Genomic DNA, 12,632 nt, shown 5'->3' with positions numbered 1-12,632 from the left:
CTTAGGAAAAATGAGTCATGTATTATCAAATTTGGAACTTTTTTCTTCAAGAAGATAAATATAATTATTGGAAAGAGAGAATAAAAGTTCACAAAAATTTTAACAGAGTTACATGGCAAAAGATTATTGATTTTTTGTCATTGGTTGAGCAGACTTTCGTACTCAAATATCGGCTAGGAGAAACTGATAGTCTTGAGCCATTTCTTAAGTTAGCAACAGAGAATGGTTACAATCTCACAGCAGAGGAGCTTGCGTGGTTTTTAATCACTAGAAAACAGATTTGGGATCTTTTTGATTTGGCACAAAAAACGCCGTCTCTTAAAGAGCAATTGCTTACTGCTAAAAGTCCACAGCATTTTGTCAACATAGCTGCGGAGAATAGCTATTACTTTTCTGTAGATGAATTAGCTTGGCTATTGACTGAAATTAAATCGTCATCGGAATTAGTATCAATTAACAATAGTGTTGGTGAGATTTTAACGGTATCAAATTACGGCAGGATTGAAACAGGATACTGGATTTGGCTGGCAGAAGACTGGGGAATTGTAGCGCCATTTTGTCATATAGATAAGCCAAGTACTTTTTTGTCTCAAAATATCAACAATCCTTTTTTACCCGATCGCTGTTTCTTACCCAAGAGCTACTTTAACCAACGCCTAATGGCAATTCATAATTAAAATAATGAGTTTTCCATTATACAATAAAGCATCCTAGACTGAAGATATATCTTCTATCTAGAATGCTTCACAATAAAAAATTGTTGCAGATACAACAATTATCGACAAAATGCGATCTCGGCACTCAAGTTATCAGCCAGCAGAAACCGTCAAACTGCTGGGTTTATGAAGATCGCCTTGCAAAACCACACCGCGCTGATTGGCATGGAGATGACGCAAAATCTTATAAATCGCCTCAACTTGGTCTGATGCACCAGCCTTTTCGGCGAGTTCTTCCAAAGAAACGGGAGTTTTTTCTTTTTGTAGCGCTGCTACTACTCGTGTTTGTAAGTCAAGAATACCAGCGGCGGCTTTTTTGCCAGCTTCTACGCCTGGTTGATGGTAGGCGTTGATGTTGACCAAGCTAGCATATAAACCAACAGCACGTTCATACAAAGCGATTAGTGCCCCTACAGTCCGGGCGTTAACTTGGGGAATAGTAACTGTTATTGAATCGCGCTGATTTTCATAAAGTGCTTGTCGGGTTCCTTGGAGAAAACCAGCAAGATAATCACCGGATGTCACTCCCGCATCGATTTCTGCCGATGGCCCCTGACGATCTTCTAAAACTTCGATGAGGGTAGCAAAGAAATTCGGCACGCCTTCGCGCAACTGCTGGACGTAAGCATGTTGATCTGTTGAGCCTTTGTTACCATAAACGGCGATGCCTTGATAGACAGTGTTGCCGTCTAAGTCTTTTTCCTTGCCCAAGGATTCCATTACCAGCTGTTGCAGATAGCGGCTAAATAACAATAAGCTGTCCTTGTAAGGTAGAACAACCATATCTTTTTCACCCTTGCCATTGCCAGCGAAGTACCAAGACAAAGCAAGCAAGGCTGCTGGGTTACTCTTCACATCTGCGACGCGGGTAGCATCATCCATTTCTTTGGCACCTTGGAGCATGGCGCGAACATCAATGCCTTGCAGTGCTGCTGGTACTAACCCGACGGCAGACATTTCTGATGTGCGTCCTCCCACCCAGTCGTACATGGGAAACCTAGCCAGCCAGCCTTCTTTTTTGGCTACCTTATCAAGGTTGCTATCAGGGCTGGTAATAGCTACTGCATATTGGGCAAACTCCAAATTGTGTCCGGCGTAGGCTTTTTTAACTTCAATCATGCCATTGCGAGGTTCTGGCGTTCCCCCAGATTTGGAGATTACCAACACTAAAGTACTGGCAAGATTGTTTCGCAAATGATTGAGAACGCGATCGATACCTGCCGGATCGCTGTTATCAATAAAGTGAATTTTCAGGGGCGGGAAATCAGACGCCAAGGCTTCAGCGACAAATTGGGGGCCGAGGGCGGAACCACCAATACCAATAGAGATAATATCTGTGAAGCGGTTGGCTCTGGGAGGATGAATAGCACCTGTTTGAACTTTTTCCGCAAAGGCTTCGATTTGTTCGAGGGTTTGGACAATTTCTTGGGTAAGTTCTGGAGTTGGCGCTAAATCAGGATTTCGCAGCCAATAGTGTCCAACCATGCGGTTCTCATCAGGATTTGCGATCGCACCCTTCTCCAGTTGAGCCATATCCGCAAACGCCTTTTCAAACTTCGGCCGCAACGACTCCACAAAGGCATCATCGAACCGCATTCGACTCACGTCTAAGTACAGTCCTAATCCCTCGTGGAAATATAACCAGTTTTGGTATCGTTGCCAAAGTGCCCTAGCATCCATAGGGAAATCTCAAATAAAGTGTTTTTCAAAAACCAGTTTAATGGAAGGTAATAGCGATCCCTGCCTAGCGTTATACAGTTTACAGTTTTAAGTGTTCGCTTAACTCTTTCCCTTAAACATCTGGCATAGGGATGACACGCAAAAATTTCACAATTCCACCTCTAATTTCTATACCAATCAGATAATTATCCAGAGTGAAGCGGTGAAAAATCCCTTCACTATCAAGCTGTCGTAGTTCTTTTAGTCCACTCAACTGCCACTTTTGAGCAAACTGAGTAAAAACAAAATCATACACCCGCTCGTAAGCAGCAGGTTCTAAATTTTTTAGGTCTAGCAAAAAAGACCTTGCATAGCGCACTTCCACACTCACTAGGGGTTATACCATTTTGGATTTTAGACTTCGGCTTACCTCGACTTCGCTCGGCACACGTCGCTCAGTCGAGCAATTTTGGATTTTGGATCGTGTACTCCTGCAAACAAGCAAGCTACGCATATTGGGACAAAATTGAAAGCGCTGCTACGTTAGAAAAACATTAACAGTCGTATTGCTTCATCATGGGTTAAGATGTCCCACGGTTGCTGCGATCGCTTGACTTTTTGTATGGCTTTAAGCATGTAAAAGTCACAATGTAAAGCTTCAAGAACATTCCAAATGCTTTGTAGATCGTCATCGGCTAACTGCTCGATTAAATGATGCATTCTCAGTCGCAGTAAATTCATACGTTAATTCTTGCCTATAAACAAACACCAACAATAAATAGTATTCCCAAAAAATTAGTCAGGCTTAACGACAATATTTTGGGTTTTGAATTGAGAATTGCCTTTGTAGAGGCAAGGGAATAGGGAACAAAGAAAAGAAAAAACAGGCTTATCTGAACTGCATTGTGCTATCTCCGCTAAACCAAGCGTACAAAACCGGGTGGGAAGATAAAATTTCAGCTTCAAAAGGTCAACGTTGACCTTTTGAGGCTCGACGTTGACCTTTTGAGGCTCGACGTTGACCTTCTGAGGCTCGACGTTGACCTTCTGAGGCTCGACTTTGACCTTCTGAAGCTCGACGTTGACCTTCTGAAGCTCGACGTTGACCTTCTGAAGCTCGACGTTGACCTTCTGAGGCTCGACGTTGACCTTCAGAAGCTCGACGTTGACCTTCTGAAGCTCGACGTTGACCTTTTGAGGCTCAACGTTGACCTTTTGAGGCTCGACGTTGACCTTTTGAGGCTCGACGTTGACCTTTTGAGGCTCGACGTTGACCTTTTGAGGCTCAACTTTGACCTTCTGAAGCTCGACGTTGACCTTTTGAGGCTCAACTTTGACTTACTGAGGCTCAACTTTGACCTTGAAATAAATTATCCAAATGCAATCTTGTGGGGTGGGTGTCTCGCCCGCCCATAAACAAGGACAGACAAGACGCCCACTCCACAAGAGAAGTTCAATATTTTTTATTTGGAAAGCCCTTAAATCTTCTCAAGAGAACTAAACTCAATCAATGGCTGGTGTGATCGCAGTCTAGAAAACGCAAACTTAAAATAAAAGCCTGTAAAATTTATTTCTTAATGATAGATTGAACAAACTCTTAACTCTTGTACAGACGCGATGAATCGCGTCTCCCAACTCCTAACTATTTAATATGGTCGAATACCTCATTTTCTTAGCAATTTCTACAGCTAGTTTTGCCTTATTCGCTCTCGGATTGAATTTGCAGTGGGGCTTTACCGGGTTAATTAATTTTGGTCATATTGCTTTTATGACCCTGGGAGCATACACGACTGTGTTGTTAAGCTTAAAGGGCGTTCCTCTACTAATATCGACCCTTGTTGGAGGAATCGTAGCCGCTTTGTTGGGTTTGATAATTGGTTTTGCAACTCTGCGCTTGCGGGAAGATTATTTAGCAATTGTCACTATTGGTACAGGAGAATTAATTCGTTTAGTGGTGAATAATCAAGAATTACCTGTAGGAAATTCTTGGGTTTCTGGGGCGTTTGGGGTACAAAGTTATCCCATACCGTTCTCCACACAGCCGAGTTTATTTTTGAGATTAGTGATGATTGGGTTGTTAACACTGTTAGCTGCCGTCACTTTTTTTACGTTGTGGCGATGGATTCGTACTGCCCAAAGATTGAGAGCCGCTGATTCCAGCCAAAGGTTGAGTAGCAACCAAGAATTTGCATCGCGTTTGGGAGTGGGAATTTTGTTAGCAGTTTTGGCAGCAGCAATTTATATTTCTGGGGTAATTGGATTGTATAATTACAACCCAAAAGCAGGTTTGATGTTAGTATTGCTGTTAGTTTTGGCAGTGGTATTCTGGCGCTTAGAAATTTTGGTGCGATCGCCTTGGGGTAGAATTCTCAAAGCTATCCGTGAAGATGAAGAAATTCCCAAAGCATTAGGAAAAAATGTTTTTTGGTATAAATTACAGTCTCTCATGCTTGGAGGTGCGATCGCTGGTATCGCAGGTGCTTTTTTCGCTTGGCAACTCGGTGCTATTTATCCTGATAATTTTCAACCCCAGCTGACCTTTGATACTTGGATTATGGTAATTTTAGGCGGTTCTGGGAATAACATCGGCACAATCTTAGGCGCTGTAATTTTCTTTGCCTACGATGCCATCACGCGAGAAGTTTTACCAAGAATTGTACCCCTTGATGAAGCACGTTTAGGTGCATTTCGCATCATGGTAATCGGATTAATTTTAATGGTACTGATGATTTGGCGTCCTCAAGGTATCTTAGGGAAAAAGGAGGAACTCACCCTTGGTAAATAACCAATCATCACCACTTCCTCTGCTGGTAGCCACTGGACTTTCTAAAAGCTTTGGCGGTATTAAAGCAGTTAATGAAGCGAAAATCGAAGTTGCTAAAGGCAGCATCACGGGTTTAATTGGCCCCAATGGTGCTGGTAAAACCACTTTATTTAATTTACTCTCAAACTTCATTCGTCCAGATAAAGGACGAGTAATTTTTGACGGCGAACCTATCCACAATTTGCAACCATATCAAATCGCCCAACAAGGAGTAGTACGCACCTTTCAAGTTGCACGGACTCTCTCGCGGTTGTCGGTGTTAGAAAATATGTTGTTGGCGGCGCAAAAACAAACCGGTGAAAACTTTTGGCAAGTGCAATTACAACCGCACATCGTCGCCAAAGAAGAAAAGCAACTCCAAGAGCGAGCAATGTTTTTATTAGAGTCGATTGGTTTAGCAAAAAAAGCACAGGATTATGCTGGTGGTTTGTCTGGTGGACAGCGCAAGCTGTTGGAAATGGGACGCGCACTGATGACTAATCCCAAGTTAATTTTGTTGGATGAACCAGCAGCAGGAGTAAATCCAAGATTAATTGATGATATTTGCGATCGCATTCTCACTTGGAACCGCCAAGATGGCATGACGTTTTTGATTATTGAACACAATATGGATGTCATTATGTCCTTGTGCGATCGTGTTTGGGTACTTGCCGAAGGACAGAACTTAGCTGACGGTACCCCAGGAGAAATTCAAACCAATCCCAAAGTCCTCGAAGCTTATTTAGGAAAATAATTTCTGAGATAAAAAGATATTTGCTTATCAAAGCTACCGATTCCCAACTTTTCAAATAAGTTGGGAATCTTGTTTTTCACAAATAACTTTAGCTTGATGCCATTTATTTCTGAGGCTGCGCCAAAACTTTTTTTACTTCTTTCTTTGCGCTCTTTGCGTCCTTTGCGGTTCGTTTATAGTTTAAATTCTAGCCTAACTTCTGCCGCGATTTTTGCTGCTTCTGCATTACTTACCCACTTCCTTAAACCTAGCTGATTGAATAACTTTTTTATTCGTAGATAAATTAACAATTGAAAATTTCCTACAGGCATAGACGATGAACGAGGAATAACATGGAAGTGGATGTGCTTGACTTGTTCGCCCCACGAACAAACATGAATTTTAGCTGGTTTAACTACTTGCGAAAGTGCTGAACAGGTATTTTGAATAATTTCACCTAAAGAATTCGCTTCTTCTAGCGTCAGTTCCGCTAAATGTTCGCAATGCCGTTTGAGTTTGATAATTAAATATCCTGGTAACAGAACAGGATTCAAAGAATGTTCTACAACCCAGTAATTATCTTCATAAATCACTCCACCAGGCGCTTGTACTTTTCCAGCCAGCACACTGCAAGCAAGGCATCCATCCACTAACATCTGTCATCTCCTTTTCAGCTTGCTATTCGACCTTATATCACACCTCTGTAATTCGCCAATAAACCCCATTTTCTCGTTGCATTAACTGGTAACCAATTAACTCCCGCCGCAGGGTAGCACAGTCAGGATGATAACTTTTAAGAATCTCATTTATCAAGCGTTCTGGGTAGTTGACTCCTACCTCAAACTGACTTGCTAACCACTTGAGAATTACTAAGCGCTTTTTGCGACTAGCAGGAATTTCTTTGAGACGTTGGACAGAATTTTCATTACATCCATCGTCTTCTATATAGTTTTTTAGGACTTTACTTCCCCAAGCCTCAGTATTTATATCTTCTATCAAAGTTGTTATTTTATTAGCTGTAAAAATTTCCTTACTGATACTTTGCAAAGCCTCGTTATCTAATTGATACAGATTGGTATTTCCATCAGAGCGCATTGTCACCAAATTTAACTCCTTAAGTTTTGTCAAATGATGGCATATCGTCGGCTCTTTGAGTTGCATTTGCACCGCCAACTCTTCAACACTACATTCCTGGTTTGCCAAAATACCTATTATCTTCAATCGACTATTGTCTGCTAACACCTTGAAAAAGCGCAGCAAGATGTTCAATTGCTCTGGTTGCATAACTCACTTCTAATTAGACATCAATCTAATTAGAAGTATATCTAATTTAAACTGATTAAACCATCTCTATCTCATACAAATCTGCTTAACCTCGTTTTTACGCGCTTATCAGTCCGAACGCCAATAAACCCCATTCTCTCGTTGCATCAACTGGTAGCCTATCAATTCCCGTCTTAGAGTGGCGTAGTCAGGATGGTAGCGCTTGAGAATATCATTCACTGCGCGTTCTGGATACTGAATCCCAATTTCAAATTTATTTGCTAACCACTTGAGAATTACTAGGCGCTTTTTGCGACTAGCAGGGATTTCTTTGAGGCGTTGGACAGAGTTGTTGTCAAAAACATCGCCATCAAAATAGTTTTTCAATACTTTGTTTTCCCACGCTTCAGTATCTACGTCGTCAATCAAAGAAGCAATTTGCTCAGGTGTAAAAATTTGCTTACTGATGCTTTGCAAAGCGTCGCTATCCAACTGGTACAGACGGCTATTACCCTCAGGGCGCATAGTCACTAAATTGAGTTCCTTAAGTTTCGCTAGATGATGGGATACTGTCGGTTCCTTGAGTTGCAATAACACAGCTAATTCTTCGACGCTGCACTCCTGGTTCGCCAGGATACCTACAATTTTCAATCTGCTTTCGTCTCCTAAAGCTTTGAAAAATCGCAGCAGGGTCTGAAACTGTTCTTTCTCCATAATTTGTTATAATCAAATTAGATCTCAATCTAATTAGAAAAAAATCAAATTAGCTCTGCTGTCCTCTTCTGATACAGCATTGCCTTATCTTCGCTAATTGTGAATTAATGTTAATTCTTAGATTTTTTTCGTAGAAAATTGAGATTTCTTAAGTTGTTCTTTACATTTCGCCATGACACGTCCCTCATTAATTAGGAACAGAAGAAGAGGGAGTATCCTCCAACAGGGTACTTCACTTGTACAAGCAGCGAGATTTTTGGGTGTAGACCAGAGTACTCTCTACATGGCTCTACAAAGAGGACAGATTCCTACTACTAGAAGAAATGGGCGGACTGTGGTTAGCCAAGGAGCATTGATGGACTATAGAGCTAGAACCAGACCACTTTTATAGTTCTTGATTGAGTAGAACACAACTTTTAGGGGCAAAGCGCGTTGCTTATTGGCGTCAACTTCAAAACAAAAAGCCCAAATTTGTTGGGTATAAGCTGAAAAAGTAAAAAGGTAATCTCCATAAATCAATTTAGGAGATTATCTTTTTATTTTTTAAGTAATATCATTGACCACAAAAATTTAAAATATGCTGGGCAGTGATTTGTGGTTGTTCTAGGTGAGGAAGATGTCCACAATCTTGAATCCACGTCAGGGTACTTTGTGGAATAGCTCTTTTAAATCTTATGGCATCCTTAGTGCCCAAAATTTTATCGGAATCACCCCATAAAATTAGCGTTTGTTGCACAATTTGTGAGATTTTTTTAAATCTAAAAGCACTATAACCACCACTTTTAGTAAAAGCAATTAAAGCTTGATGCCAATTCGGCATTTGTAGGTGTAATGCAGCACAATATAAAGCATCTAAAGAAGCAAGACTTTGATTTTTATATCCAATGCGGGCAACGCGATCGCGCACTTTCATATTACTCAAAAACTGAGTTGCTAGATAATCCAATGGCGGAAACATTAGCTTACTTAATGGCGAACCACCCGCTAACCCAGCACTATCAATTAATACTAGCTTTTTGACGATTTCTGGGTAAGTCAGGGCTAAATCAATTGCCGTTGCACCCCCCATTGAAGCCCCTACCAAAATTACAGGTTGGTTAATCAGGCTTTTCCAAAAATAATAAAGATGGGTTTTAATTGCAGTTGGGCTATAGGCAATTCCTGAGAGTCTATCTGTAAAGCCAAAACCCAGCAAATCTACTGCCCAGGTTTCATTATTTTCAGCAAGCAATGGTAAAAGCCGACGAAATTCTAATACAGAACTATCAAAACCGTGAATTAATAAAATAGGAGTTCCACCACTCCCTTGCTTAACATAAGCTGTGGCGATCGCTTGATTAGTTAAAGGTGTAGTCAGAGCAGTTATTTGAATATTCTGAGCCAGAGCGATCGACGCTGATTCTGTTAGTTGCCCAACTGCTGTAGGAAGAAAATTTGGAAACATAAATATCAGTTTATCGTACTAAGTCACTTCCAAGCATCGCTAATTTTGTTAAACCACAAAATTACACAAACTAATCTTATTAATTATCACCATTAATATATAAAACATAATTCCGCCCCCCATCAAAACATTCTAACTCCCTACTCCCCACTCCCCACTCCCTACTCTCCAACCCGCCATTAAAGAAAGTTTTCCAAAATGTCAAAATTGGGACTAAACCCACGTACAATAAATATCACTTATTATTGACTCAGGAGCTAATGCCATGCCAATGGCGGTTGGCGTAATTGAAACTTTAGGTTTTCCCAGTGTCTTAGCCGCAGCAGACGCAATGGTAAAATCTGCCGCAGTCACGCTGGTATATTATGGCCTAGCTGAAAGCGGTCGCTTTGTAGTCGCCGTCCGGGGACAAGTTGCTGAAGTAAAAAGAGCTGTTGCAGAAGGTATTGATGCTGGAGAGCAAGTAAAAGCTGAAACAGTAATCACCCACTACATTGTTCCTAATCCCCCGGAAAATGTAGAAACTATATTACCAATCCATTTCACTCAAAAATCAGAACCTTTCCGTATGTTCTAAGCAATTTCGCCATCAAAATCCCTAGCGAAGCTTCGTACAATTAATTTGTCGCGCCACATATCGTTTATTCATAAAGGAGATTAGTAATGTCCCTACAGGCAGTCGGATCGCTGGAAACTAAGGGTTTCCCTGCTGTCCTAGCAGCAGCAGACGCTATGGTAAAAGCCGGTCGAGTCACTCTGGTTGGTTACATCCGAGTTGGTAGCGCTCGCTTTACAGTTAATATTCGTGGTGATGTTTCTGAAGTCAAAACAGCTATGGCTGCTGGTGTTGAAGCCGCAGAAAATGTTTATGGTGGTACCCTAGAGTCTTGGGTGATTATTCCTCGTCCCCATGAAAACGTTGAAGCTGTTTTACCAATTGCTTACACAGAAGAAGTCCAACAATATCGAGAATCTGTAGAAAACCCCATTGTTAGATCCTCGAACGGACGATAGCATCAAGCCCAGTTTTTTCCCTTTTGGCGTTGGCGGAGTCAGATGCTCGCAGGCTCGCTAACGCTAAGTTAACCTCCTAAAACAATGGCTCATGCTTCTTTAGAATTCAAGTGTCTTTGGCTTAGCTGAAAATCAAACGAACAATTCTTATATATTATCTAGAATGGCGATCGCCATCCACGATACTAAAATCGATTGCCACAATAGCTACATTGGTTTTCACTAACACTCATATGTTGATTCAGTAACACCGAAAATTTATCAAGTTTTATCTGAAGTTTATCTAATTACTTAGGTATTAAAAATATTACGGGTTTCAGTTAGGGGAAGTACACAACGTAACTCTGTAGTATGGAGTAAAACCTGTTTTGCTTCCCCATTCCGACTGGGAAAATTTAGCAAATATCCTATTTTTTCCATCAGAGTATTAATCTTGGCGATCGCTATCTTCTCAAGCATCAATTAGCTTGATGTATGTATTCATGACATCAAAATTATTATTAATTGCTAATTACCATATATACACTTAGTGAAACTATTTTATGGTTTCAAGTAAAACCAAGTATATAACTACGTAAAGTATTGCCGAGAGTTGAAACTTATACGGGTGAAATAACGTCTGATATTGAGTTAAATTATATTCGTTCCTCGGCTGGGTTCTTAAAAGTCAAATTTCCCCAACCCATCTTTTGTAACGATGTATTATCCTCACTACTCTAAGTACATTTCTGTTGTCAGTTAAAAAACACAACTTAACAAAAGTTAAAATTAACAAAATTGACGGAAATCCCTCATAGATATTGGTTTGGGGCACTTTGAATATCCAAGGAAAACATCATCAGAGAAATTTCTGCATAAAATTAGTGAATTTAGGCGTAATAAAAGTGGAATCACTGAGATGTTTTCATGAAACTCATGAAATCCGGGGCAACTGCCAGTTAAACAATTAGGTTAGATGGGATGAATGGGGGTTGTGATGCAAACTTCAAAATTGAGTTTCGAGGAGCGCAATCTCGCTATGACAAAGGATTTAGAAAAACTGGCTTTGGATTGGCAAAAGCGCTTGGCTGTAGAATGTCCAGAACAAAGTGAAGCTAGTAGAAAAAGTATTACTTTGTGGCTCTTGGGGTCTGACTCAAAACGGTTTGATATGTTTAACCCGAAAGAACTTGAGATTGCCAAGCAAGCAATGGAATATCGCTGGAGAATTTTACGTCAACGCTACTTAGGGTTAGGGCGAGAACGTGCTTATCGTAACTTGATAACGCGACTGGGGAGTTTAGCAACATTACGGAATAAAATTCAGACTTGGGTAGCCCTGAGCCGCGATCGCCAGCGCAGTGTCGTAGATGTGTTGCAAGAAGTACTACAAGAATTATTGCAAAACGACAGCTACATGCAACAGCAAATGGTTGACATTGCCAAATATACAAGCGATCGACGATTAGCCGATGCTTTGCTGTTTGCCAGCACAGAAGAATATTGTTTGCGCCCAGTACGCAATCAACCCCTATTGGCTTACCGTTTTGTAAATTACTTACGTCGTACTCAACGTGGTGGCTTAACCCAAGTACCAAGCCGCGATTTGGTGAGATTAGTCTCAGAAGAAGTTCTCACAGACGACAGCGACAATCGAGTTAACTTAGTCGATAGTCAAGCGATCGCAGAATATCAAGAAGCACAACAACAAGAGGAACAACAAGCACTACGTCAGTCCGTACAAAAAGAATTTGAACATTATTTACAAGAAAACCTCGGAACCGAGGCAGTGGAGTGGCTACGGTTGTATCTTCAAGGTAAATCCCAAGAAGAAATTGCCAAAAGACTCAATAAGCCTACTAGGGAAGTATACCGACTGCGAGAAAAAATTAGTTACCATGCTGTGCGCGTCTTTGCCCTCAAAGGCAAACCAGAACTCGTAGATAGTTGGCTCTCAATTTCCTTGGAAGAACATAACTTAGGGCTAACACAAAGCCAATGGCAGCAACTTCATGAAAAACTCACGCCTTTGGCGCAGCAGATCCTAGATTTACGGAGAGAAGGTAAATCAATAGAAGACATCGCCCAACAATTAAAACTCAAAACCCATCAAGTGCTAGGCGAATGGACAAAAGTCTATCTGGCCGCCCAAGCTTTAAGAACTCAAGAGTAAGCAGGTATGGGGGAGCCACTGCGGTCTTGGGGTCTCCCCAAGTGGAGCAAGTGGCGTCATTGAGCATTGGGCATAGGGAAATGAGCGAGAGAAGAGGATAAGGGGACAAGGAGAATAATTCTTAATTTTTAACT

General features: G+C 41.1%; 16 protein-coding genes. 8 read left to right on the top strand and 8 right to left on the bottom strand.

The annotated features are described in order from the left end of the window. Nucleotides 1-17 precede the first annotated feature (17 nt). Nucleotides 18-677 carry a Nif11-like leader peptide family natural product precursor gene (locus tag H6H03_RS15555; RefSeq protein WP_190955991.1) on the top strand — a complete coding sequence of 220 codons (660 nt, stop codon included), beginning with the start codon at nucleotides 18-20 and terminating at the stop codon, nucleotides 675-677. A gap of 132 nt (nucleotides 678-809) precedes the next feature. Here the strand turns inward: H6H03_RS15555 and H6H03_RS15550 are convergent, their stop codons facing one another. The 3 genes from H6H03_RS15550 to H6H03_RS15540 all read right to left on the bottom strand — a co-directional run bounded on the left by H6H03_RS15550 (nucleotide 810) and on the right by H6H03_RS15540 (nucleotide 3,116). Continuing rightward, complete coding sequence (locus tag H6H03_RS15550; protein ID WP_190955990.1) at nucleotides 810-2,396, bottom strand: glucose-6-phosphate isomerase; 1,587 nt, start codon at nucleotides 2,394-2,396, stop codon at nucleotides 810-812. A gap of 112 nt (nucleotides 2,397-2,508) precedes the next feature. Then, entirely contained in the window at nucleotides 2,509-2,766 is a 258-nt protein-coding gene (locus tag H6H03_RS15545; RefSeq protein WP_190955989.1) for a cytotoxic translational repressor of toxin-antitoxin stability system, read from the bottom strand. A gap of 152 nt (nucleotides 2,767-2,918) precedes the next feature. Next, nucleotides 2,919-3,116: a hypothetical protein gene (locus H6H03_RS15540; RefSeq protein WP_190955988.1), complete on the bottom strand. Its 198-nt coding sequence runs from the start codon at nucleotides 3,114-3,116 to the stop codon at nucleotides 2,919-2,921. A gap of 243 nt (nucleotides 3,117-3,359) precedes the next feature. Here H6H03_RS15540 and H6H03_RS15535 point away from each other — a divergent pair, with 243 nt between their 5' ends. The 3 genes from H6H03_RS15535 to H6H03_RS15525 all read left to right on the top strand — a co-directional run bounded on the left by H6H03_RS15535 (nucleotide 3,360) and on the right by H6H03_RS15525 (nucleotide 5,932). Then, the gene (locus H6H03_RS15535) at nucleotides 3,360-3,791 is read left to right on the top strand and encodes a hypothetical protein (protein WP_190955987.1); all 432 of its coding nucleotides are present in this window, start codon (nucleotides 3,360-3,362) and stop codon (nucleotides 3,789-3,791) included. Between the two features lie 235 nt (nucleotides 3,792-4,026). After that, nucleotides 4,027-5,160, top strand: coding sequence for a branched-chain amino acid ABC transporter permease (locus tag H6H03_RS15530; protein ID WP_190955986.1), 1,134 nt, complete (start codon nucleotides 4,027-4,029; stop codon nucleotides 5,158-5,160). Further along, the gene (locus tag H6H03_RS15525) at nucleotides 5,150-5,932 is read left to right on the top strand and encodes an ABC transporter ATP-binding protein (RefSeq protein WP_190955985.1); all 783 of its coding nucleotides are present in this window, start codon (nucleotides 5,150-5,152) and stop codon (nucleotides 5,930-5,932) included. Before H6H03_RS15530 ends, H6H03_RS15525 begins: the two co-directional genes overlap by 11 nt. Nucleotides 5,933-6,105: 173 nt before the next feature. Here H6H03_RS15525 and H6H03_RS15520 read toward each other — a convergent pair whose 3' ends face one another. The 3 genes from H6H03_RS15520 to H6H03_RS15510 all read right to left on the bottom strand — a co-directional run bounded on the left by H6H03_RS15520 (nucleotide 6,106) and on the right by H6H03_RS15510 (nucleotide 7,888). Further along, entirely contained in the window at nucleotides 6,106-6,567 is a 462-nt protein-coding gene (locus tag H6H03_RS15520; RefSeq protein WP_190955984.1) for an HIT family protein, read from the bottom strand. A 37-nt stretch (nucleotides 6,568-6,604) separates the two neighbouring features. Continuing rightward, nucleotides 6,605-7,195: a DUF2087 domain-containing protein gene (locus H6H03_RS15515; RefSeq protein WP_190955983.1), complete on the bottom strand. Its 591-nt coding sequence runs from the start codon at nucleotides 7,193-7,195 to the stop codon at nucleotides 6,605-6,607. A gap of 108 nt (nucleotides 7,196-7,303) precedes the next feature. After that, nucleotides 7,304-7,888, bottom strand: a complete 585-nt coding sequence (locus H6H03_RS15510) for a DUF2087 domain-containing protein (RefSeq protein ID WP_190955982.1) — start codon at nucleotides 7,886-7,888, stop codon at nucleotides 7,304-7,306. A 172-nt stretch (nucleotides 7,889-8,060) separates the two neighbouring features. Here H6H03_RS15510 and H6H03_RS15505 point away from each other — a divergent pair, with 172 nt between their 5' ends. Then, nucleotides 8,061-8,279 carry a helix-turn-helix domain-containing protein gene (locus tag H6H03_RS15505; RefSeq protein WP_190955981.1) on the top strand — a complete coding sequence of 73 codons (219 nt, stop codon included), beginning with the start codon at nucleotides 8,061-8,063 and terminating at the stop codon, nucleotides 8,277-8,279. Nucleotides 8,280-8,441: 162 nt separating this feature from the next. Here the strand turns inward: H6H03_RS15505 and H6H03_RS15500 are convergent, their stop codons facing one another. Beyond that, entirely contained in the window at nucleotides 8,442-9,332 is an 891-nt protein-coding gene (locus H6H03_RS15500) for an alpha/beta fold hydrolase (RefSeq protein WP_190955980.1), read from the bottom strand. Nucleotides 9,333-9,597: 265 nt separating this feature from the next. On the opposite strand from H6H03_RS15500, the gene H6H03_RS15495 reads away from it, so the two are divergent. Both H6H03_RS15495 and H6H03_RS15490 read left to right on the top strand, forming a co-directional pair. After that, nucleotides 9,598-9,909: a carbon dioxide-concentrating mechanism protein CcmK gene (locus tag H6H03_RS15495; RefSeq protein WP_190955979.1), complete on the top strand. Its 312-nt coding sequence runs from the start codon at nucleotides 9,598-9,600 to the stop codon at nucleotides 9,907-9,909. A gap of 86 nt (nucleotides 9,910-9,995) precedes the next feature. After that, entirely contained in the window at nucleotides 9,996-10,346 is a 351-nt protein-coding gene (locus H6H03_RS15490) for a carbon dioxide-concentrating mechanism protein CcmK (protein ID WP_096536804.1), read from the top strand. Nucleotides 10,347-10,637: 291 nt separating this feature from the next. On the opposite strand, the gene H6H03_RS15485 is transcribed toward H6H03_RS15490, so the two are convergent. Beyond that, on the bottom strand, nucleotides 10,638-10,805 hold the full coding sequence (locus H6H03_RS15485) for a hypothetical protein (RefSeq protein ID WP_190955978.1): 168 nt from the start codon (nucleotides 10,803-10,805) through the stop codon (nucleotides 10,638-10,640). A gap of 505 nt (nucleotides 10,806-11,310) precedes the next feature. Between H6H03_RS15485 and H6H03_RS15480 the strand changes: the two genes are divergently transcribed. Then, nucleotides 11,311-12,498, top strand: coding sequence for a HetZ-related protein 2 (locus tag H6H03_RS15480; RefSeq protein WP_190955977.1), 1,188 nt, complete (start codon nucleotides 11,311-11,313; stop codon nucleotides 12,496-12,498). The last annotated feature ends 134 nt before the right edge of the window (nucleotides 12,499-12,632 follow it).

This window comes from Nostoc paludosum FACHB-159 (assembly GCF_014698835.1).
Classification (GTDB): domain Bacteria; phylum Cyanobacteriota; class Cyanobacteriia; order Cyanobacteriales; family Nostocaceae; genus Nostoc; species Nostoc paludosum.
Note: the sequence above shows the minus strand (reverse complement) of the source record. Positions and strands in the feature narration are given on the sequence as shown.